Genomic DNA, 20037 nt, shown 5'->3' with positions numbered 1-20037 from the left:
CCTCGGGCAATGGGAGCCCGAGGCTCCGATGTGATCATCTCATGATGCGTCATGAGGGGGGAGGACTCGAACGGACCCCCCATTGGGCCATGGACCAACCCGGAGATTTCCCCGGTGTTCCCCCCTTCGAACAGACGCGGGGAACTCTTGTTCCGTTCCATGAGTCGGTCAGGAAGGGACAATGTGTACGGGGATCGCGGACGGGTGGAGCGGATGGAACGATCGAAAACGGAACTGTCGGGGTCTTCGGACGTAGGGGAGCATTCCCGGCGCGGCGCACCGGCCAATCCTGTCGGCGTCCCCGCCTCGGCCGTCCGTGCGATGACGACCTTCAGCGCCGCCGACGAGGAGAAGCAGCGCGGCGTCCGCCGGATGAAGCTCACCGCGACCGGACTGCTGCTCTTCGTCGCCCTGGTGTACGTCCTCGCCAAATGGGCGTCGAACGAGGGCGCCGGCACCTGGGCGGGCTATGTCGCCGCGGCCGCCGAGGCGGGCATGGTCGGCGCGCTGGCCGACTGGTTCGCTGTCACGGCCCTCTTCCGCCACCCCCTCGGCATCCCCATCCCGCACACCGCGATCATCCCCACCAAGAAGGACCAGCTGGGCGTCTCCCTGGGCGAGTTCGTCGGCGAGAACTTCCTCTCCGAGGACGTCGTACGGCAGCGGCTGCGCTCCGTCGGCATCGGCAGCAGACTCGGCGCCTGGCTGGCCGAACCGGACCACGCCGACCGGGTCACCGCCGAACTGTCGGCGGCGCTGCGGGGCGCGCTGACCGTGCTGCGGGACTCCGACGTCCAGGCGGTCGTCGGGGAGGCGATCACCCGGCGGGCCGACGCCCAGGAGATCGGCCCCGGCATCGGCAAGATGCTGGAGAAGGTGGTGGCCGACGGCGGCCACAAGCGCTTCGTCGACCTCGTCGTGGCCCGCGCGCACGACTGGCTGGTCCTGCACGACGAGCAGGTCATGGACGCCGTCCAGGGCGGCGCGCCCGGCTGGACCCCCCGCTTCGTCGACAAGCGGGTCGGCGAGCGCGTCTACAAGGAACTGCTGCGCTTCGTCACCGAGATGCGCGACATGCCCTCCCATCCGGCGCGCGGCGCCCTCGACCGCTTCCTCAACGACTTCGCCTCCGACCTCCAGTCCGACACCGAGACCCGGGCGCGCGTGGAGCGGCTCAAGGGCGAGGTGCTCGGCCGGGGCGAGGTGCAGGACCTGATCGCCTCCGCCTGGACGGCCGTCCGGTCCATGATCGTCTCGGCGGCGGAGGACGAGCGCAGCGAGCTGCGGCTGCGGCTGCGGGCCTCACTGCTGTCGCTGGGCGCCCGGATGGCGCAGGACCCCAAGCTCCAGCGGAAGGTCGACAGCTGGGTGGAGGGCGCCGCGGTCTACGTCGTCACCACCTACCGCAAGGAGATCACCTCCCTGATCACCGACACCGTGGCGAGCTGGGACGCCGAGCACACGACGAGGAAGATCGAGGCGCACATCGGCCGTGACCTGCAGTTCATCCGGATCAACGGCACGGTGGTGGGCTCGCTGGCCGGGCTGCTGATCTATACGGTGTCGCGGGCGCTGGGGGCGTAGCAGGGAGTGGCGCAGGTCACTTTTCTCCGTGTCACACAGGGCCGGGCTGTCCCGTCATAGGGGTGTCATCACCTACGACGGCTAAGGAGCCAGTCATGGAAGCCCGCCTCAACCTCTTCGAGAACCCGGTCCTGGCCAAGGTCTTCCGGCACGTCAACACCGCGGCCAAGGCGGTGGCCGACTCGACGCTGCCCGACTCGACCGCGGAGCTCGTGAAGATCCGCGCCAGCCAGATCAACGGCTGCGGCTACTGCACCGACATGCACACCAAGGACGCCGCCGCGGCCGGGGAGACCCACCAGCGCCTCCACCTCGTCGCGACCTGGCGCGAGGCGACGGTCTTCACCGAGCCGGAGCGCGCCGCGCTGGAACTGGCCGAGCAGGGCACCCGCATCGCCGACGCGGCGGGCGGCGTCCCGGCCGAGGTGTGGGAGAACGCCGCCAAGCACTACGACGAGGAGCAGCTCGGGGCGCTGGTGGCGATCATCGCGCTGATCAACACCTACAACCGGGTCAACGTGATGCTGCAGCAGCCGGCGGGGGACTACGTGGTGGGCATGTTCGGGTGAGGTGGGTCGAGCACGGGGCTGCGGGCCGCTGATGGGCAGGGGCGCGGGTGCGCGCCCCCTTGGCCCGGCCCCCTCGCGTCCGGCCTACTCGGCGGACCTGCCCCGGCGGCGCAGCAACAGCAACCCGCCCGCCAGCGCGCCGATGCCGGTCGCGGCGGCCCAGCCGAGGAGGTCGTCGGAGCCGGTCGCGGCGAGGCCGCCGGTGCTGGAGCCTCCCTGGGGGCGGGCGCCGCCGGACGGACTGGCAGAGGGCGTCACCCGTACGACCGCCCTGTCCCGCGTGAACGCCAGCGTCCCGAAGCCGAGCTGGTCGTACCCGCCACTGTTGGGACCGTAGTCCCCGCCCCCGCCCTCGGGGCCGGACCGAGCGGCGATCCGCGTGAGGTAGGAGGCGTCCTGGTCCCGGCGCCTGGTGTAGTGGTTGGCGATCATCGCCCAGACGGGCCGGGTCATGGCCGGGTCGACCGGGGCGGCCTCGGTGACGGTCTCACTTCCCGACCAGCCGTTGACCGCGCCCTTCTCCCGGGTGCCGGCGGTGAACGGCACCTCCCCGCCCATGGCCCACTTGGCCACGTACTGGGCGCCCTTGAGGAAGCGGCTGTCGTCGTGGCCGTACAGATCGATGCCCTGGTTCCAGGCCATCTCGCAGAACGTGCCCATCAGCCCGACCCCGAGCAGCGCGTGCCCCTGGTCCCGCCCGGCCTCCAGCCACTCACCGAGCCCGTCGTCGTGCAGGACGGGAATGGCGTTCTGAACCGACCCGAGCCCTTCTCCATGCTTGAAATAGTCAACGGCGCGGGCGACTTGGGCCCGGTCGTCGCAGAAGAGGCCGGTGGCCAGGACGCAGGCCATGGCGGTGAGGTCCCAGTTGGTCCAGTAGTTGGAGACGACGGCGCCGTTGTGCCGGACCAGGAAGTCGTCGCTGAGCGAGCCGAAGACGGTGCTGAGCATCTCCTGGAACCGGGCGAGGTCGAAGTCCGGGTGGTCGCGGACGAGTTCGGCGGCGTTGGCGAACTGATAGCCGTACAGCCCGGCGGCGAGGAACCGGTCGGCGCTGCCCGCGAGTCCGGTCAGCTTCCCGGACCAGGCGTTGAGGATCTCGACGGCGGTGTCGAGATGGACGTCGTCACCGCTGACGTGTCCGCGCAGGGCGTTCTGGTAGGCGGCGTGGATGTCGTTGTAGAGGATCGCGTAGTTCTGCGGCGAGCCGGCGCCGCGGTGGACGGTGGCCTGGGGGTTGGCGGTCCAGGCGCTTTGGGAGTGCCGGTTGGCGGTGAGCCTGGCGAATCCGGCGGTCTGGGGCGTGGCGCCCTTGCCGACCTTCTCGGCCATGCGGCCCAGGTCGGAGCCGGTGTGCAGGAGCCCGGGGTGGGCGTAGGCCCCGGCGGCAGCGGCGGGGGTGGCCGTACCGCCGGCGACGGCCGCGGCTCCCGCCGTGGCACCGGTCGCCTTGAGCAGGCTGCGGCGGCTGATCTGACGTATCACGTGCGCGTACCTCGGCGTCGGGGGTGGGGACGCAGAGGAGACGGGGGGTAGGGGGAGGGGATAACAGAAACCGGGAAACCGGTGGCGCCGACCCGGAGGCCCGCGATGACCATCCGCAGAATCGTCCCGAACATCCAGATCGAGTCCGCCGAGGCGCTGGCCCAGAGCCGCGACTTCTACGGCCTCCTCGGCTTCGAGGAGGTCATGAACATGGGCTGGGTCACCACGCTGGCGTCCCCCGCCAACCCCACCGCCCAGATCAGCCTCTTCACCGAGGAACGCACGGCCCCGGTCGTCCCCGACCTCAGCGTGGAGGTCGAGGACGTGGACGCGGTGTACGCCCAGGTCATCGCCTCCGGCGCGGAGATCGTGCGCGAGCTGCGGGACGAGGAGTGGGGGGTGCGGAGGTTCTTCGTCCGGGATCCGGGTGGGCGGGTGGTGAATGTGCTGACACACAAGGACCGCTGAGGACAGCAGCGGCCGGGGCGGCAGTGCTCATGCCACCCCGGCCGTCAGGTCTGTTGGTTCCGTCAGAGCTGACCCGACGCCGAGATCGTGATCTTCGCCGACGTCGTGCCGCTGCGCGAGCCCAGCGCCTCGATCTTCTTGACCAGCTTCATGCTGTCCTCGTCCGCGACCTCGCCGAAGACGACGTGCTTGCCGTCCAGCCAGTCGGTGACGATCGTCGTGATGAAGAACTGGGAGCCGTTGGTGTTCGGGCCCGCGTTGGCCATCGAGAGAAGGCCGGGGCGGGTGTGCTTGAGCTGGAAGTTCTCGTCGGCGAACTTCTCGCCGTAGATGCTCTTGCCGCCCGTGCCGTTGCCGGCGGTGAAGTCGCCGCCCTGGAGCATGAAGTCCGGGATGACCCGGTGGAAGGAGGAACCGGCGTAGCCGAAGCCCTTCTCGCCCGTGGCCAGGGCACGGAAGTTCTCGGCCGTCTTCGGGACGACGTCGTCGTAGAGGTTGAAGTTGATGCGTCCCGCGGGCTCGCCGTTGATGGTGATGTCGAAGTAGACCTTGGTAGTCATACCCCCCATCCTGCACCCTCCGGCCCCGTGCCACAGTCACAGGGGGTTGTCGACGACGTCATGGCGTGCGGTCAGTGGTCTTTCGGGGTGCTCCACGGGTCCGCGCGTCTCGCCAGCCCGCCCGCCCTGCGGCGCAGCGCCGGCGGGAGGTGGCGGAGCAGTCTGCGGGTCGTACGGCGCAGGTCGGGGGAGGTCGTGGTGCGCAGGAGCAGACGGTGGTGAAGGGCCGTGGCGCCCGGCGGGCCCACCGCCAGCCGTAGTTGCCCCTCGCGGGGTGTCCTCGTCGGGATGATCAGACGGGGCGGGCTGCCCGCGGACGCCGTGGGGATCCGTGCGAGGCTGCCGTCCGGAATGACGCGTGCTCGGCGGCCCACCCCCAGGAGCTGCGCACTCGCCCACACCAGGTGCGTACCGGGCAGCAGGGGCTCGCCGTCCGCCAGGGTCAGCGGGTCGATCCTCGTCGTGCCCGAGAGCACTACGCGGTGGTGGCGCCCGCCCGCCGGTTCCGTCCGTGGCATCAGGTCCCCGTCCGGAAACCACCACGCGTCGCGGGCCGTGTCATGGGTCAGCAGTTCACCCTCGGCATGCGCCAGGGGGTTCGGGACCACCCAGTTCTCGGCGCCCTTGATGCCGTTCAGGAGCTCGGGGTCGAGGCAGAGCCGGCCCTGACGCTCGTACAGCGTGAGAGGCTCCCCGTCCGGGCGGAGCATGTCGATTGTCGTGGTGATGTGGAGCGCGTCGCGGCTCCAGTGGATGTCCTCCACGGTCAGGCGCGGCCTGATCGCCGCCACCCTCCGCGCCAGCTCGACCAGGGAGTCCAGGCGGCCCTCCTCCAGCAGGGTCGCCCTCAGACGGGAGATCGCGGGCAGGCCCTCCCGTACGCCCGTGGGGAAGCAGTCGAGGGCCGTACGGCGGACCGTGGTGAAGTAGCGGTCCAGGGCCGCGCCGCTGCGTTGCAGGACTCTCGGTTCGCTCACGGGGCGCAGGAGTTCCACCCGGTAGGAGCGGCGCAGGAGGTCGTCCTGGAGCGGGCCCGGGTCGGTGCCCTCCTTCACCGCGTCGATCACCTGGCGCAGGTAGGCGTAGTACGTCTCCGGCGTCGTGGCCGAGGCGCTGGTGTTGCCGCCGTCCTCGCGGCGGTTCCAGACGTAGCTGGGCGTGGAGAGGATCGAGACCGTCTTGGCGCGCACGTAGGCGCGGGCCATGAACAGTTGGTCCTCCAGCCGCACCCGGCCCTCGGGGAACTCGATGCCGTGGTCGAGGAGGAAGGCCCGGCGGAACATCTTGTGCGGGGTCAGGCTCTCGAAGAGCGGGGCGTCGGCGACGGTGCAGCGGTCGACGGTGCGCTTGAAGACCCGGCTGGGCGCCTGCATCGTGCCGACCACCCGGCCCAGCACGATGTCCGAGTCGTTGCGCATCGCGAGGGTGTACAGATTCTCCAGCGCCTCCGGCATCAACTCGTCGTCCTGGTCGACGAACTGCACGTACTCACCGCGGGCGTGGCGCACTCCGACATTCCGGGGTTTGCCCGGCCAGCCGGAATTCTCCTGGTGCACCACGCGCACGAGGTGCGGGTGCTGTGCCGCCAGCCGGTCCAGGCGCGCTCCGGAGCCGTCGGTCGAGCCGTCGTCGACGTAGACGATCTCGTACGCGTCGCGGCCGATGGTCTGGTGGAGGAGGGAAGCGGCGCAGCGGTGCAGGTAGTCGCCGGCGTTGTGGACGGGGACTACGACGGTGACTTTGCGCATGGCTGGCCCCTGGGATTCACCTACGGTTCATTTGTACGTAGATGACACGCTATGTCAGCTTCTGGGGGTACGGCGCGATGTCGCGGCCATGAACGCCTCCATCACCGCATACAGCCCCTCCGGCTGATCCAGGTGTACGTCGTGCCCCGCCGCCGGGATCGTGCGCAGTTCGGTCAGGGCGCCGCGGCGGGTCGGCATCGCCTCGAACTCCTCCTCCGGCAGCCAGCCGTCCGCGCCCCTGATCACCAGCGCGGGTGCCGCCGTACGGCTCCAATCGGCCCAGTGGTCGCGCCTCGTCAGGTCTGTGATCATCCCCACCATCACGTCCCGGTCCACCCGCGGCCACCAGCCGTCCTCCCGCTCCTCCAGACCCCTCGCCCAGCCCTCGTGGCCGAGGAAATCGCTCGCCTCCTGGAACGACTTGAACGGCCTCGGCCAGCTGTCCAGCCACGCGCCTATCTGGGCGGGGGTCTCCGCGGGAGTACGTCCCGGGCCTGCCTCGATCAGGACCAGCGCCGACACCAGGTCCGGACGGGCCGCCGCCAGCAGCATCGCCGTATGGCCGCCCAGGGACTGGCCCACCAGCGTCACGGCGGACAGCGATAGGTGCTCTACCAGCGCCGCCGCGTCCGCCACGCACACCTCCCGGGTCACGCTCCGCGGGCGGCGGGTGCTCGCGCCGTGGCCTCTTGCGTCGTACGTCACCACTCGGTGGCCGTCGGCCCGCAGGCGCCCCGTCAGGTCGTCCCACTCGCCCTGGTGGCCCGCCAGGCCGTGGAGGAGGAGTACCGCGGGGCCGGGGGCGCGGTGGTCGCGGTAGGCGATGCGGGTGCCGTCGGGGGTGGTGAAGTGCTGGTTCTGTGTCACCGGTGCTCTCTTCGGTCGGTGTGACGCGATCCTGTCACTCACCCCCGTCCGGGGTGTTCGAGTGATCGTCGAGCGGGACGATTAGCCTCTGTCTCATCAGTCACTTAGGCAGGAGGCAGGCAGACATGGCGAAGATTCCCAGCGCGGCGATCGCCGCGGGCGGGCTCGTCGGCGGGTACGGCGTGGCCCGGTGGACGAAGAAGCGGCCGCTCGGCGGTGTCGTGCTCGCCGCGGCCGGGGCGGCCGCCGCCAAGCAGTGGCGGCAGCGGGCCGGCGGACCGGCCGCGGGCGCGCTGACGGCCGCGTACGTCGCCGCCTTCGCCGGGTCCCACCCCCTCGCCAAGAAGGTCGGCGCCTGGCCGGCCGTGGTCGGCGTCGCCGGAGCCGTCGCCCTCGCCTCCTGGGCCGTGGCCGACCGCAACGGCTGATCCAAGGGGATCGGGGATCCACGGGGGGCAAGCCGTGGGGTGGGCTTCTTGAGAGTTATTGAGTCACTGAGTTGACGCGTAAGGTGCCGCTTCACCGGAGCAGGTGATCTGCCTTGCCTGCCTTGATGTTGAGGATCATGGTGCGCAGGGCCTCTCGACTGTCCGTGATGAATCGATCCTCCTGGCCGTGCACTGCTATGTAAGCGTTGCCATCTTCGTCCACCCCTATCAGGAAGCACGCATTGCCCTCCCCGCAGAAGGGCTCTTCCCACTGGATCTCGTGCATGACGCCCCTAGAGTTCGCGTGCGATGGTGTTGATCAAGTCCCTTGAGTCGTCTGGGGACAGGCTGAGATCTTCCGTTCGATCCAACTGGGCACGATACTTGGCCAACTCGGACGGGCCGTGAAGGAAATCCGGGCCGTGAGAGTTGTCGATCTGCACTGTGTCCAAGCGTTCCGTGGGCCCTTCCGCGTACAACACGGTCTGGCCTGCACCGGGGAATGCTCCATGGATGAAGGGCACTACCAAGACCGTCACGCTGGGCCGTTCGGACTGGTTCAGCAAGTGCTGAAGTTGCTCACGGGCCACCCGACGCCCTCCGAACTGCATTCGGAGGGCCGCCTCATGAACGATCGCGGCTATGGCGGGAGGGGCATCATCTCGCAGAACCTCCTGGCGATGGCTGCGATGGGCGGCCCTCATTGCCACCTCGTGTTCCGGTAGGGGTGGGAGGACGGCTCGAAAGACCGCCAAGGCGTGGTCCGTTGTCTGCAACAGGCCCGGAATATGCACTGTGGACGCCACTCGCATGCGAGTGGCCCGCGTCTCCAACTCTGCGATGTCGAGAAGACCTTGAGGGAGAGATCCGCGGTACTGCTCCCACCAACCCTGATTGCCGGCCGAGGCCATGTCGACCAACGCATCGACGTACTTCTCATCGTGACACTGGCAATGGTGAGCCAAGAGGCGTAGACGCGCCTCGCTGATGTTCCGAACCCCGGACTCCATGTTGGAGATCTTTCCTCGGTCGACGCCGAGGAGGTTCGCCGCCTGCTCTGCCGACATCCCTACAGCTACCCGCATGCTGCGCAACTCATGACCCAGGCGCTTCTGGCGGTGACTGAGGAGTGCCTTCGGGGACATGCCGTTCCTTCCGGTCTGCGTTGAGCCGCAGTCTGCCGTGTCTTCCATGCCCGAACCACGATCGAGGCATTTTTGCCGAAGTGGATGGCAAATTTACCTCAGCGTCTCTACGTTGAGTATCGCGCTACTCACGTGCAGCGAGCGGAAGTGCATCGCGCAGGCTAGTCGGCTTCTCCTGCCCTGGGGGCGGCGAGCCTGCGCCAGGGAGACAGGCCACTGCTCGCTGGGGGTGACGCGTGGCATGGATCGACTGAGTCAAGGAGGCCGCACGTGAACCACGACAACTGCGTACCCCGTAAAGGGTGGGAGGTTCCCTTTCAGGCCGCTCCAAGAGAGGTGCCTGCTCTGCGTCGGATCATGCGCCTGCATCTCACGTACTGGGGACTGCTTGGTGTGCTCGAGGACGCTCAGCTCTGCGTCACTGAGTTGGCCACCAACGTAGTCAAGCATGTGGGGTTAGGTGCTCCCGCAGTGCTTGCTGTCTGTATGAACGGCACAAAGCTCCACCTGGAAGTGCAGGACCCGCATGCGGACGCGGTCCCGACACTCGACTGCGCCGGAACTCATGACGAGAGAGGCCGTGGTCTCGCACTCGTTGACGCGATGTCGGAGAGATGGGGCGTGCGCCGTACGTCTGCCGGGAAGGCGACGTGGTGCGAGCTGGCCACAACGCTCACATCCCCCAACGGACATGTTCAGGACCAACGCGTCTCCCGCGCTGACGGGTTGCTGTCCTCGTACGATGCCCATGTCGCACGCTTTACGGGGGCGGGCGTTGCGCCCCTCGATCAGGCGGCCAAGGGCGCCGCGAGCCTGATTGTCGATCTCCTGTGCTGGACTCAGGCTCACGGGCTTGATCCCGAATTGCTACTCGAAGAAGCGCAGGAGTCCTTTGAAGTGGCTTCGCTTGGGCGCCACCGATGTTCGCTTGGAGTGACTTAGAGCCTCCTGGGCAGGTGCACCTGGTTTGCAGTCCGATCTGCGGTGGACTTAAGCGGGTATGGGGCAATTCAGGCAGCGGAAAGCATGTGGTGTGCTGCTTGTGGACCTGCCTATCTCAAACTCGGAGAAGCCGCCGCTGTCGTTGCGGTACACGAGGCCAATCCCGTGTTCTGCGAGCAGGTCGCGGAGATCCACATTGGGGAGGGTCGGTGCCAGCACCATCAGGTGCAGCGGCTGATCGTGTGGGATCTCATTCAAGTAGCGTCGTGCGCGTAGGAGTTGAGCCAGAGCTTGCGTGATGGACTCGCTCGCCGCGGTGCCTGTCGGCTCATACACCGTGTTGTTGGTTGGGTTGTATAGGTCGAACATGAGCCGGGAGGTTGAGTTCCGCATCGATAGGTCTAGTTGACCAATCGTTTCCCCGCCTGCGGCCTCACGCTCCTCGAACGCATCCGCCAGATCATCGCGGGCTGCTGCTACCTGGTCGACGTCAGTCTGTGGCCGCCGTACGCGGCTCTGACGTCGAGTTGCTCGGGTGTAGCGGCCTGCGGTTCGACTGAACCTCATTCTGGATTGGGGTGCTGGTTCGAGAGTGTCAGACGCTTCCCGAATGTAGTGGCCGATGGGGCGCAGTCGGAAGACGATGACGTCGCGATCCTGGCCCAACTCATCTTTGGCCTCGCGTATCTCGAACGGCTTACGCTCGTCGAGCTTGAACATCCCGATGTACCTGTGCGTTCGCATGGCGCTTCCGGGAACCTTGCCCACGGCGATGAATAGATGCAGAGTGCGTCCCATCCTGGCGTGCTCCAGGATGGATAAGTTGCCGCCTTCGAAGGCCTGGTTGCCCTGTTGTCCTGTGCCGGTGTAGGTGAATACAGGACCGTGGTCGTCATCTTCGGCAAGCCATCCATCGCGATAGCCGAAGCGTTGGCCAGCCTTGCTGTCGGAGAAAATGAGGACGTTGCGCTTCTCCTTGGCGGGACAGATTCCGGCAAAGCCAGAGCCGCCAAGTACGGGGTGGATCTGCTTACGCGTCAGGATGTCGCCGGGCTGGAACCCGGAGGGTGCTGTCGTCATGTGCTGAGGCTAGTGCGTTCACTGTTCGAAGGGTGTGGCAGGTGATGCAGTTCGTCTGGAAGGTCGTTTGTGGCCGTGTCGGGCGCAGGCGAGGATGGTGCGATGGGTGAGACAACGGGGACTCTCGTCGCGGCTGGTATCGCATTCGCATCTGCAGTCATTGGGGCCGTGATTGCTGGTAGGTATGCCAAGGGTGGAGCGGAAGCCGGCGGGCGTAAGGCAGTTGAAGCAGCTCTCGCCCAGGTGCACGGTCAGGCGGCGGCAGAGCACTGGCAGTGGGTGCGGAGTCAGCGGCACCAGTCCTTTGCTGCGCTCTTTGCGGCCTATGCCGTACTCGATGAAGTACTCACTCGTATCGCCCCCGAGGTGCGAAGCGGCGGTGGACTTGATGCCGCGGCAAGGCGGGAGTTGGGCGACGGCACGCTTGAAGTGCAGGCGAAAACAAGCCAGTTGGCACTCTGGGGGCCAAGTGAGGCAAACGAACTGGCCTACACCCTGACGGAGAGGGCGATAGCGGCAGTGGCCTCCTTGTTGGCGGTAGCGGGCGCGAACCCCGAGAGTATGAGCGCAGCCTGGTTCCGCTTTACCCAGGCTAAGGAAGAGATGGCGCAAGCCCATGCGGCCTTTCTCCAGAGGGCGGGAGAAATAGTGCGTGATCCACAGCAGCCGGTCAGTTAGCGGATCCTCATCGTCGGCTACCCCGCGGTGATCGCCGAGTATGACCAGACATCCGCAGGCAGTTCGTGATGCAACTGCCAGGTGATGGCCATGGGCTTGCTGCCCTTGTGCTGGACGTAAGTCGCCGGGCCGAGCAGCATCCATGGTTGGGCCTTGCCGATATCGGTGTCCTTATAGCGCCGCATGAACATCAGCACATGGCTTCCGCGTTGAGTGTGCTGCTGGTAGCGCAGCCCGGTGGGTGAGGTCTCCGCGGTTGTGCTCTGCGACTCCCAGTGGAAGAGGGAGGGGCTCAGGGCGTAGTCCTTGTACCGGACGCTGGGTGAGAAGTCCTTCTCGTTCTTTTCGAGGGTGATCAGCAGAGCATCCGTCTGGATGGGCTCGTCCCACAGAACGCCCTGGGCAAAGGATCCAGGCATCTGACCACTGAGCCGGGCGACACCTAGCGCGGCGAGGATCTCGGAGCGGTTGTAGGCGCTGTGGACTTTCAGCGGGATGTGTGCGTGCGGGCCTTCGAGATGGATCGGGAAGTGGTCGGCCTGCCCCATTACATGCTTAAGTACCTGCCGCAGTTCGCTGCGGAGGGCTCGCTGTACACGGAGCGATTCGAGCCCTTCTGAGTACGAAGTGAAGCCTCCAGCCTTGTCCCAGAGGTTGAAGAACAGCATGCGGGCGAGAGTCTTGTCCCTCGGATTCAGGGACTCGTACGTGGGCGCGTCATCACTCAACAAGCGAGCGTAGACGTCAGCGCGTTCGAGGTCATCCACGTGCAAGAACGCGTGCACTCGCTTCAGTAGGTCTTCCTCGCCGGTCTGTTCGGGGAGGTCAGTCATGCTGGCTCGGCGTAGCACGGAAGTCCATGAGTTGCTCGCCTTATACAACTCCCTGATCTCACGACGGCTCTCCTTGAGGTAGTCGGCGAGCAGGGGTGTGTCAAACGTCTTGACTTCCTTGGCAAGGGTCTGGACGTTGGCCTTGATCTGGGTGCGGATGTTCTCCAGGACCAGGTCCTTCGACTTGCCTTCGAGGATGATCTGGCAGCCCGATGGCAGCAACGGAAAGTCGTGCTCAGCGTGCTCAAGAAGCCGGTTGCGCGACAAGTTCGTCATCGCACGGAACTGCTCCTCGAACCTGAACTCGGCACGATGCTGGCCGATGAAGTCGAGCACTGTGAGCACGGGCTTGTCTGGCGTGCGGCGGAGGCCCCGACCGAGTTGTTGAAGGAAGATGGTGGCGCTGCTAGTCGGGCGCAGGAGGAGCAGCGTATCGACGTCAGGGATGTCCAAGCCCTCGTTGAAGAGGTCTACCGAGAAGACGACTTGGATCTCTCCGGCCTTGAGCTGGGCGAGTACCCGATCACGGACTTCGGGCTTTGACTCGCTGTCCAAGGCCGCGGCCTTGAAGCCTGCACTCTGGAAGCACTGCGCCATGAAGTGAGCGTGCTTCCTACTGACACAGAAGCCGAGTGCGCGCATGCTCATCGGGTCGGAGACCTTGTCCCGTACCTGTTTGATGACGATGCGTGCCCGGGCGTGATCGGCGGAGAACAGCTCACCGAGCTGGCTTTGATCGTATGTTCCCGAACGCCAGTTGAGGCGGGTGAGGTCCGTGCCGTCGGGCAGACCGAAGTAATGGAACGGGCAGAGGAGGTCGTTGTCGAGGGCTTCCCACAGCCGCATCTCGGCGGCGATCCGTCCGTCAAAGAACTCGTCTTGAACGTTGAGACCGTCCGCACGTTCTGGAGTGGCGGTTAGCCCCAGGAGCTGCTTCGGCTTGAAGTGGTTGAGGACGCGGCGGTACGTCGTAGCGGTGGCATGGTGGAACTCGTCTACGACGATGATGTCGAAGTGCTCTGGGTCGAACTGGTCGAGCCGCTGGTCGGTGAGTGACTGGACACTAGCGAAGACGTGCTTCCAGTCGCGCGGTAGTTCACCGCTGAAGAGAACCTCCCCGAAAGATGCGTCATCGAGTACTTCGCGATACTTACGCAAGGACTGCAGCAGAATCTCTTTGCGGTGTGCCACGAAGAGAAGCCTCGGGTACTGCTTGCCACCCAACTGCTTGTGTAGGTCGCGGTAGTCAAGGGCGGCCATCACGGTCTTGCCCGTACCAGTCGCAGCAACGAGCAAGTTGTGGCGGTGACCTCGGACTTCCCGCTCGACGTGAAGTCGCTCCAGCATGTCGGCCTGATGTGGGTACGGCCGAACTTCAAGACCAGAGAGGCTGATCTTGAAGTCTTGTCCAGCTGTCGAACCACCTGCTACGCCTAGAGCCTCATCCAGCTTGAGCGCGTCGCGATCCGGGTCGTAGAGCTCGAAAGCGATGTCGTTCCAGTAAGCGTCGAAGGTGGCCTCGAACTTGTTGAGCACCACTGGCGTGGCCACCGAAGACAGGCGTACGTTCCACTCCAGCCCGTCGAGTAGTGCTGCCCTTGAAAGGTTGGAGCTACCGACGTAAGCCGTATCGAAGCCGCTCTTACGGCGAAACAGCCATGCCTTTGCGTGAAGACGTGTCGAGCGAGTCTCGTAGTTGACCTTCACCTCAGCGCCGAAGTCGCGAACGAGTCGGTCGAGCGCGTGACGGTCGGTTGCACCGATATAGGTGGTCGTAATAACGCGAATCGGGACGCCTCGCTCCTTAGCGGCGCGGAGAGAGTCCTCAAGCACGCGTAGCCCGTACCACTTGACGAAGGCACAGAGCAGATCGATGCGATCTGCGGTCGCCAGCTCAGCACGCAGCTCACTACCGAGGCTTGGATCCTCAGGTGAGTTGGTGATGAGGGCGGTCTCTGAGAGGGGGGTAAGCGGGCGCATTGCGTAGACGCCAGGAGCTTCTTTCTCGGCCAGCGCAAGGAGCTGGCGAGGCCCATCGGCGATGAGCTCGACACCATCACTGGATGCGAGTGACTCGATGATCTGGTTGGCTACGGCGACGCGCTGGTCAGGAGGGAGCTGGCTGAGTCGATGGCCCACAGCCCGTCCGATATGCCGGGCGATTACGTGGGGTGATGATTCCTTGCTGACCTCGCCATCGATGGCTTTCCAGCCTGCTGCATTCAGCTGCTCCATCTGCTCCTGCATGCGTTGCGTGACGAGTTCTTCGTAAACACCTGCGACAGGCTGAGACAGATCCCCCGGCAGAGCCACGCCGTATCCCCAATCCCTCACATAGCAGTGGCTCTGTTGTAGCAGGCAGCTCTGACACCTCGCAGCGGGCGGCTATCGGAGCTCGCTGCTTTCATGGACCCATGACCAGAAAGACCGTCGCAGTCGAGCGCCGTATCGCCGCAGATCAAGCCACGGTGTGGGCAGCGCTTACCGATCTTCCGGGTATGGAGCGTGTCCTCACCGGTGTCACGAAGGTCGAGGTGCTCTCGGAAGGGGGCTTCGGGGTGGGTACCCGTTGGCGGGAGACCCGGCGGATGTTCGGGAAGGACGCCACCGAGGAGATGTGGGTGACCGCCTGTGAGGTGCCTGCGCGGTATGTCGTGGAGGCCGAGTCGCACGGTTCGCACTATGTGTCGGAGTGGGACCTGCGTGCGGACGGGCCGGTGACGACTACCGTCCGCATGACGTTCACGGGGACCACCACCGGGGGTGGGGTCATGGCTGTGCTGACCAAGGTGCTGGGTCGGGTGGGTGAGCGGGCGGTCAGCAAGGCCATCGCCAAGGATCTTGATGACGTGGCCGCTGCCGTTGAGGGGCGTACCGGGTGAGGTCCGGTCAGGCGGTTAGCCCGTTACCTGGTCACTCCGCCCCATGACACCCCCCATACCCCCGCCCCGACCCGCACCAGCACACCGCCCCCCGCTGCGGCGGCCACTGCACGGCCCGCCCCCGTGCCGCCAGCGTCGTCGCGTACTGCGGCAGGAGTGACACCTCGCCCGGGGACGAGGCCTCCGACGCTGCGAAGGCCTCGTACGACGGGACCGTGCCCGTCACGATGCCCAGGTTCGGGGTGCCGGAGGAGGCGAGTTCGCGCAGGGACGTCTCTATCGTCGACAGGTGGGTGGCGTGGGACGGGTACTCCTCCGCGAGGGTCGGGTACGCCCCCAGGAGTTCCGTCAGTTCGGGCTCCGGCCAGTGCAGCACCGCCACCGGGAACGGGCGGGACAGGGCCTCCCGGTAGGCGCCCAGTTCCGCGCGGAGGCGGTTGATCTCCGCCGTCAGTTCCGCCGGGTTGTCCGAGCCGAGGGACCAGACGCGCTTCGGGTCGTGGAGTTCGTCGAGGGAGACGGCGGAGGGGTGCAGCGCGTCCGCCAGCCTGTCCCATTCGTCATGCGCCACGCCCAGCATCCTGCGCACCCGGTGCCGGCCGTACAGCAGCGGATGCGTCGAGTACGGGGGCTCCGCCACGTCCGTCAGCAGCAGGCGTACACCCTCCGTGAACGTCTCCTGCGCTGCCTCCAGCTCGTCGTGTGCTTCCAGGGCCTCCGCCACGATCACCCAGGGCGCCGGGTCCCGGGGCGCCTCCGCGCGGACGCCGTCGATGATCGCTCGGGCCTCCGCCTCATGGCCGTACTCCCAGAGGTTCGCGGCCTTCAGGGACCTGACCAGGTGCGGGTGCTCCAGTGAGGCCGGGGACGACAGCAGACGGTCGTAGAGCGTGGACGCGGCGGGGCGGGCGCCGGCCAGTTCCAGATGGGCCGCGGCCCGCAGGAGCAGGGCTTCGGCGTCCTCGGGGTACAGGCCGGCGGTCCGCTCCAGGCGTGCCGCTTCGGCGTTGTGGTCGACGTTCTCGGCAGGCGTGTCGGGGCGCATGAGGGACACCGTACTGCGGGGGCCCGGCGAGCGTGAGATATGCGCAGGCCAGGCACCCCGGGGGAGATCAGATCGTCACCCCGTCCACCTGAAGGGTCTGCACCGCCCCCGCCGCGAACGTCGCGCTCACCGATTTCCCGTTCACAGACGCATCCGTGTAAGCGCGGTACATGTCCCCTCCGCCCGTCACCGTGTTCCAGCGCGGCACCAGGCCGCCCGAGCCACCCGTCACCGTCGTGAAGCGGGACAGGTCGAAGGTGAAGGTCTGCGACGACGAGGAGGTGTTCACGGCGACCAGCACCAGGCGGCGCGCGCTCGCGTCGTACGCCGCCGCCGCGTAGCTCACCCCTGTGTCCAGGATCGTCATGCCGGGGCGGATGTGGCGGCTGAACTGGGCCATCACGTAGTACTTCGGCTGCACGGTCGTCGGCTGGAGGGTGTTCGCGTCGTACGCGATCATCGCCCAGCCCGTCGACGGGTCCATCACCTGCCAGTAGCACCAGGCCGTCGGGTGCAGCCAGCGGAAGTCGTAGCAGAGGTTGCGTGCCATGCTCAGGCCCGTGCCGTCGCTGTCGCCCGTCTCCGAGTTCCACAGCTTCTTGCCCGCGGTCGTCACCACGTCCGTGTACAGGAGATCCCTGCGGCCGCCTGTGCCCTGGTAGCCGTGCACGTTGACCTGCGACACCAGGGCCCTGGTCGCCGAGCCGAACGACGACCAGGTGCTGCGCGCCGTGTCGTAGTTCGTCTCGTCCGAGGCCGAGATGCGGACGCCGGTCAGGCCGCGCTTGTCCAACTCGCTTCTCATGTACGGCAGTACGGCCGCCTGGACGGCCGGGTCGAGGTGGCAGCCCTCCTGTGTGCCGGAGGCGGTCCACCAGGTCGACGCCGGTTCGTTGAAGGGGTCCACCGTCGCGAAGTTCACGCCCCAGTTCGTTCTCGCGTACAGGGCGACCGCCGCCAGGTGGGAGGCGTGCTGGCGGTGGTTCCAGGTCTGGAGGTTGTTGCCGCCGTCCGCAGCGCCGGAGGGGTTGTGGTTGTAACACATCCACCACATCGGAGAGTTGGCGAAAAGTTCGCTGACAGCTCCTCGCTGTGTCGCCTTCACCAGCATCGCGCGCTGTGCCGCGTCCGCCGTCCAGTCCCAGGCCGAGGACGTCGGGTCCTCGTTGTTCCAGTCCTGCCAGAAGCCCTCGATCTGCTTGAACGCGGGGATGTTCGGGGACTTCACCATGGTCTCGCCGTTCACGGTGTTCCAGCTGCACGCGCCCAGGTTGTAGCGGGCGATGTTCAGGCCCAGGCCCGGCAGTGAAGTGCCGTTGTACGTCACCGACTTGGTGGTGAAGAAGAGGTCGGCGAAGTCGTCCCGGGTGCCGAAGACATTGCCCCACCAGGCCAGGGACGTGCCCCAGCCCTCCCAGGTGCCGTACCGGGTCCCCGGGTTGACCGCGATCGTGGCGTCCGCGTGCGCGGTGCCCGTCGCCAGGGCGCTGCCCAGGACCGCGCCGCCCGTCGCCGCCAGCAGGGTTCTGCGTCGGATCATGACCTCTCCACCCTCACTAGAAGTGTCCCGTACATGCCATGAAACGAAGCATCGGGCCACCCTCGTGAGCTTGTCGAGGGTTGCGACAGCCCTTTCTAAAACCTCTGTACGAAGTCTCGAACGGCCCCTGGAAGCCTGGTGACTTCAGCCTTCTGCGCCTATCGTTCGGGCCCGCGGTGGAGGAGGCGGCTGAAGGAGGCGTACGGATGCGCGGACCCCTCGTCGTCCGGCACGGCACCCGTCGCCGCCGCGCCCTGCGCCGCCGTGCCCTGTGGACCGGCGGCGAACTCCTCGTCACCGTCGGCCTGGTGCTTCTGCTGCTCGTCGCCCATCAGCTCTGGTGGACCAACCGGGAGGCGAAGGCGGAGGCAAGGAGAGGGGTCGCGGCCCTGGAGCGGGAGTGGGGCGAGGGCTCATCGGGCGGCGGCTCCTCGAGGACGTCTCCCGCGGCGACCCCTGAGCCGCGGACATCCGCTCCGGCGGCATCCCCTACGGCAACCCCCGAGCCGCGGACCTCGCCCGACCCCGGCAGACCCCTCACCTGGTCCCAGGCCTACGCCATCCTCACCATCCCCGCCCTCGACCTCCGCGTCCCCGTCGCCGAGGGCATCAGCAAGTCCGGGGTTCTCAACCGGGGTTACGTCGGCCACTACCCCCGCACCCAACAGCCCGGCCGGCCCGGCAACTTCGCCCTCGCCGGGCACCGCAACACCCACGGCGAGCCCTTCCGGCGGCTCGACCGGCTCGACGACGGTGACGAGATCGTCGTAGAGACGAAGGAGGCTGTGTACACGTACGCCGTCGACCAGACTCTCGCGCAGACCTCCGCGCGGGACACCGGGGTGATCAGGGCGGTGCCCAGCAGCCTGGTCCACGTCGGGCGCGGCTACCGCGAACCCGGGTACTACATCACCCTGACCACCTGCACGCCCGAGTACACCTCCCGGTACCGCCTGGTGGTGTGGGGGACGCTTCTCTCGACGCGAGCGCGTTGAGGTATAACAAAGAGCAACAGGGAGGGGGGAGTTCGATGATCAAGCGTTGGGCCGTGCTGCGTCCCGCTCTCGTCATCCTCGCCCTCGTCCTCACCGTCGTCCTCGACGTCCTCCTCCTCGACTCCGGCAGCCTCTTCGCCACCGTCGCCCTCGCCGCCACCGCCGCGGCCGGTGCCGCGCTCGCCGTCTGCTCGGTCATCGCCGCGCGCTGTGCGCCCGCCGTGCCGCCCACCCGGGTGCGTACGGCCATCCGCGACCGGGACCTGCGTACGGCCTTCCTGCCGCAACGCGACCCCGACGCCAAGGGGCGCACCCGCCCCCGAGCCCCCGGACTCGCCCTCCCGGCGACCGCGGCGTAGGGGCACAGCAGATACACCCGCACTGACCCCGCGCGGGTCGTCATGCCGCCATTCCGTATCCCGGCACGACGAGACCCCCGGAGGGCTCACCCATGTCCGTTTTCGCCCGCCTTGTCGAGCAGCTCGCCGAGCTGCTCCAGCCCCTCTTCCACGGTTCAGCGGCCGCCGCCGCGATCGTCCTGTTCACCCTGCTCGTACGGCTGCTCGTGCTTCCGCTGTCCCGGGCCGCCGCCCGCGGCCAGAAGGCCCGCACCGCGCTCCAGCCGAGGATCGCCGAGCTGCGCCGCAGGCATGCGCGCAACCCCGAGAAGCTGAAGCGGGCCCTGCTGGAACTGCACACCGAGCACAAGGTGTCGCCGCTGGCCGGGATCCTGCCGAGCCTCTGCCAGGCGCCCGCCTTCCTCCTGCTCTTCCATCTGTTCTCCAGCGCGGAGATCGGCGGGCGGGCCAATGAGCTGCTCGGTCACCGGCTGTTCGCCGCGCCGCTCGGGGAGCGGTGGGCGGACGCGCTGAGCGGGGCAGGGGTGTTCGGGGCGGCCGGGCTCGTGTACCTGGGGCTGTTCGCGCTCGCCGCGGGGGTCGCCTTCTTCACCTACCGCCGGACGAAGGCCACGCTTGCCGAGAGCACGCCCGTGGACGCTCCCGGCGCCGGCGCGATCACCGCGGTGATGCCGTTCGTCTCCTTCCTCACGCTGATCAGCGTGGCCGTCGTACCGCTCGCCGCCGCGCTGTACATCGTCACCAGTTCGACCTGGAGCGCCGTGGAACGGGCGGTTCTCTACCGCTGACGTACCGCTGACCTACGGTCCAGTACGTGAACCGGGTATTG

Annotated in this window: 20 protein-coding genes; 10 read left to right on the top strand and 10 right to left on the bottom strand. The window is 67.1% G+C overall.

The annotated features are described in order from the left end of the window. The first annotated feature begins 159 nt into the window (after nucleotides 1-159). Together STRCI_RS16180 and STRCI_RS16175 are read left to right on the top strand one after the other, a co-directional pair. Nucleotides 160-1584 (top strand): DUF445 domain-containing protein, encoded by a 1425-nt coding sequence (locus STRCI_RS16180; protein ID WP_418953341.1) that lies wholly within the window; start codon nucleotides 160-162, stop codon nucleotides 1582-1584. 95 nt (nucleotides 1585-1679) lie between these two features. Then, nucleotides 1680-2153, top strand: a complete 474-nt coding sequence (locus STRCI_RS16175; RefSeq protein ID WP_269659660.1) for a carboxymuconolactone decarboxylase family protein — start codon at nucleotides 1680-1682, stop codon at nucleotides 2151-2153. 84 nt (nucleotides 2154-2237) lie between these two features. On the opposite strand, the gene STRCI_RS16170 is transcribed toward STRCI_RS16175, so the two are convergent. After that, nucleotides 2238-3638, bottom strand: a complete 1401-nt coding sequence (locus tag STRCI_RS16170; protein WP_269659659.1) for an alginate lyase family protein — start codon at nucleotides 3636-3638, stop codon at nucleotides 2238-2240. Nucleotides 3639-3743: 105 nt separating this feature from the next. Between STRCI_RS16170 and STRCI_RS16165 the strand changes: the two genes are divergently transcribed. Next, entirely contained in the window at nucleotides 3744-4106 is a 363-nt protein-coding gene (locus STRCI_RS16165) for a VOC family protein (protein WP_269659658.1), read from the top strand. A 62-nt stretch (nucleotides 4107-4168) separates the two neighbouring features. Here the strand turns inward: STRCI_RS16165 and STRCI_RS16160 are convergent, their stop codons facing one another. The 3 genes from STRCI_RS16160 to STRCI_RS16150 all read right to left on the bottom strand — a co-directional run bounded on the left by STRCI_RS16160 (nucleotide 4169) and on the right by STRCI_RS16150 (nucleotide 7281). Further along, nucleotides 4169-4666: a peptidylprolyl isomerase gene (locus STRCI_RS16160; RefSeq protein ID WP_269659657.1), complete on the bottom strand. Its 498-nt coding sequence runs from the start codon at nucleotides 4664-4666 to the stop codon at nucleotides 4169-4171. A gap of 71 nt (nucleotides 4667-4737) precedes the next feature. Then, nucleotides 4738-6414: a glycosyltransferase family A protein gene (locus STRCI_RS16155; protein ID WP_269659656.1), complete on the bottom strand. Its 1677-nt coding sequence runs from the start codon at nucleotides 6412-6414 to the stop codon at nucleotides 4738-4740. A gap of 54 nt (nucleotides 6415-6468) precedes the next feature. After that, complete coding sequence (locus tag STRCI_RS16150; protein ID WP_269659655.1) at nucleotides 6469-7281, bottom strand: alpha/beta fold hydrolase; 813 nt, start codon at nucleotides 7279-7281, stop codon at nucleotides 6469-6471. Nucleotides 7282-7406: 125 nt separating this feature from the next. On the opposite strand from STRCI_RS16150, the gene STRCI_RS16145 reads away from it, so the two are divergent. Beyond that, nucleotides 7407-7709 carry a hypothetical protein gene (locus STRCI_RS16145; protein ID WP_269659654.1) on the top strand — a complete coding sequence of 101 codons (303 nt, stop codon included), beginning with the start codon at nucleotides 7407-7409 and terminating at the stop codon, nucleotides 7707-7709. Between the two features lie 91 nt (nucleotides 7710-7800). Here STRCI_RS16145 and STRCI_RS16140 read toward each other — a convergent pair whose 3' ends face one another. Beyond that, on the bottom strand, nucleotides 7801-7995 hold the full coding sequence (locus STRCI_RS16140) for a hypothetical protein (protein ID WP_269659653.1): 195 nt from the start codon (nucleotides 7993-7995) through the stop codon (nucleotides 7801-7803). A gap of 7 nt (nucleotides 7996-8002) precedes the next feature. Continuing rightward, entirely contained in the window at nucleotides 8003-8854 is an 852-nt protein-coding gene (locus STRCI_RS16135) for a helix-turn-helix domain-containing protein (protein WP_269659652.1), read from the bottom strand. A gap of 270 nt (nucleotides 8855-9124) precedes the next feature. Between STRCI_RS16135 and STRCI_RS16130 the strand changes: the two genes are divergently transcribed. Further along, complete coding sequence (locus STRCI_RS16130) at nucleotides 9125-9796, top strand: ATP-binding protein (protein ID WP_269659651.1); 672 nt, start codon at nucleotides 9125-9127, stop codon at nucleotides 9794-9796. Nucleotides 9797-9844: 48 nt separating this feature from the next. Here the strand turns inward: STRCI_RS16130 and STRCI_RS16125 are convergent, their stop codons facing one another. Continuing rightward, complete coding sequence (locus STRCI_RS16125; protein ID WP_269659650.1) at nucleotides 9845-10876, bottom strand: SRA domain-containing endonuclease; 1032 nt, start codon at nucleotides 10874-10876, stop codon at nucleotides 9845-9847. A gap of 102 nt (nucleotides 10877-10978) precedes the next feature. Here STRCI_RS16125 and STRCI_RS16120 point away from each other — a divergent pair, with 102 nt between their 5' ends. Continuing rightward, nucleotides 10979-11554 (top strand): hypothetical protein, encoded by a 576-nt coding sequence (locus STRCI_RS16120; RefSeq protein ID WP_269659649.1) that lies wholly within the window; start codon nucleotides 10979-10981, stop codon nucleotides 11552-11554. 17 nt (nucleotides 11555-11571) lie between these two features. Here the strand turns inward: STRCI_RS16120 and STRCI_RS16115 are convergent, their stop codons facing one another. After that, complete coding sequence (locus tag STRCI_RS16115; RefSeq protein ID WP_269664559.1) at nucleotides 11572-14634, bottom strand: DEAD/DEAH box helicase; 3063 nt, start codon at nucleotides 14632-14634, stop codon at nucleotides 11572-11574. Nucleotides 14635-14801: 167 nt separating this feature from the next. Here STRCI_RS16115 and STRCI_RS16110 point away from each other — a divergent pair, with 167 nt between their 5' ends. Then, nucleotides 14802-15269: an SRPBCC family protein gene (locus STRCI_RS16110; RefSeq protein ID WP_269659648.1), complete on the top strand. Its 468-nt coding sequence runs from the start codon at nucleotides 14802-14804 to the stop codon at nucleotides 15267-15269. Between the two features lie 31 nt (nucleotides 15270-15300). Here STRCI_RS16110 and STRCI_RS16105 read toward each other — a convergent pair whose 3' ends face one another. Beyond that, nucleotides 15301-16314: an SEC-C domain-containing protein gene (locus STRCI_RS16105; RefSeq protein ID WP_269659647.1), complete on the bottom strand. Its 1014-nt coding sequence runs from the start codon at nucleotides 16312-16314 to the stop codon at nucleotides 15301-15303. 67 nt (nucleotides 16315-16381) lie between these two features. Continuing rightward, a complete protein-coding gene (locus STRCI_RS16100) occupies nucleotides 16382-17854 on the bottom strand; it encodes a glycoside hydrolase (protein ID WP_269659646.1) in 1473 nt (490 codons plus the stop codon). Nucleotides 17855-18060: 206 nt separating this feature from the next. Here STRCI_RS16100 and STRCI_RS16095 point away from each other — a divergent pair, with 206 nt between their 5' ends. From STRCI_RS16095 to STRCI_RS16085, 3 genes are all read left to right on the top strand, one after another. Further along, nucleotides 18061-18849: a class E sortase gene (locus tag STRCI_RS16095; RefSeq protein ID WP_269659645.1), complete on the top strand. Its 789-nt coding sequence runs from the start codon at nucleotides 18061-18063 to the stop codon at nucleotides 18847-18849. A 35-nt stretch (nucleotides 18850-18884) separates the two neighbouring features. Beyond that, complete coding sequence (locus STRCI_RS16090) at nucleotides 18885-19208, top strand: DUF6412 domain-containing protein (protein ID WP_269659644.1); 324 nt, start codon at nucleotides 18885-18887, stop codon at nucleotides 19206-19208. Nucleotides 19209-19300: 92 nt separating this feature from the next. Next, nucleotides 19301-19996, top strand: coding sequence for a YidC/Oxa1 family membrane protein insertase (locus STRCI_RS16085; RefSeq protein ID WP_269659643.1), 696 nt, complete (start codon nucleotides 19301-19303; stop codon nucleotides 19994-19996). Nucleotides 19997-20037 lie beyond the last annotated feature (41 nt).

This window comes from Streptomyces cinnabarinus (assembly GCF_027270315.1).
In the GTDB taxonomy this organism is placed as follows: domain Bacteria; phylum Actinomycetota; class Actinomycetes; order Streptomycetales; family Streptomycetaceae; genus Streptomyces; species Streptomyces cinnabarinus.
Note: the sequence above shows the minus strand (reverse complement) of the source record. Positions and strands in the feature narration are given on the sequence as shown.

Bases quoted from the DNA above. Each gene is read 5' to 3' on its own strand.
- STRCI_RS16155 (WP_269659656.1), bottom strand. From the start codon at position 6,414: ATGCGCAAAGTCACCGTCGTAGTCCCCGTCCACAACGCCGGCGACTAC.
- STRCI_RS16120 (WP_269659649.1), top strand. From the start codon at position 10,979: ATGGGTGAGACAACGGGGACTCTCGTCGCGGCTGGTATCGCATTCGCA.
- STRCI_RS16160 (WP_269659657.1), bottom strand. From the start codon at position 4,666: ATGACTACCAAGGTCTACTTCGACATCACCATCAACGGCGAGCCCGCG.
- STRCI_RS16100 (WP_269659646.1), bottom strand. From the start codon at position 17,854: ATGATCCGACGCAGAACCCTGCTGGCGGCGACGGGCGGCGCGGTCCTG.
- STRCI_RS16090 (WP_269659644.1), top strand. From the start codon at position 18,885: ATGATCAAGCGTTGGGCCGTGCTGCGTCCCGCTCTCGTCATCCTCGCC.
- STRCI_RS16140 (WP_269659653.1), bottom strand. From the start codon at position 7,995: ATGCACGAGATCCAGTGGGAAGAGCCCTTCTGCGGGGAGGGCAATGCG.
- STRCI_RS16175 (WP_269659660.1), top strand. From the start codon at position 1,680: ATGGAAGCCCGCCTCAACCTCTTCGAGAACCCGGTCCTGGCCAAGGTC.
- STRCI_RS16085 (WP_269659643.1), top strand. From the start codon at position 19,301: ATGTCCGTTTTCGCCCGCCTTGTCGAGCAGCTCGCCGAGCTGCTCCAG.
- STRCI_RS16095 (WP_269659645.1), top strand. From the start codon at position 18,061: ATGCGCGGACCCCTCGTCGTCCGGCACGGCACCCGTCGCCGCCGCGCC.
- STRCI_RS16180 (WP_418953341.1), top strand. From the start codon at position 160: ATGAGTCGGTCAGGAAGGGACAATGTGTACGGGGATCGCGGACGGGTG.
- STRCI_RS16135 (WP_269659652.1), bottom strand. From the start codon at position 8,854: ATGTCCCCGAAGGCACTCCTCAGTCACCGCCAGAAGCGCCTGGGTCAT.
- STRCI_RS16115 (WP_269664559.1), bottom strand. From the start codon at position 14,634: ATGCAGGAGCAGATGGAGCAGCTGAATGCAGCAGGCTGGAAAGCCATC.
- STRCI_RS16105 (WP_269659647.1), bottom strand. From the start codon at position 16,314: ATGCGCCCCGACACGCCTGCCGAGAACGTCGACCACAACGCCGAAGCG.
- STRCI_RS16110 (WP_269659648.1), top strand. From the start codon at position 14,802: ATGACCAGAAAGACCGTCGCAGTCGAGCGCCGTATCGCCGCAGATCAA.
- STRCI_RS16125 (WP_269659650.1), bottom strand. From the start codon at position 10,876: ATGACGACAGCACCCTCCGGGTTCCAGCCCGGCGACATCCTGACGCGT.
- STRCI_RS16165 (WP_269659658.1), top strand. From the start codon at position 3,744: ATGACCATCCGCAGAATCGTCCCGAACATCCAGATCGAGTCCGCCGAG.
- STRCI_RS16145 (WP_269659654.1), top strand. From the start codon at position 7,407: ATGGCGAAGATTCCCAGCGCGGCGATCGCCGCGGGCGGGCTCGTCGGC.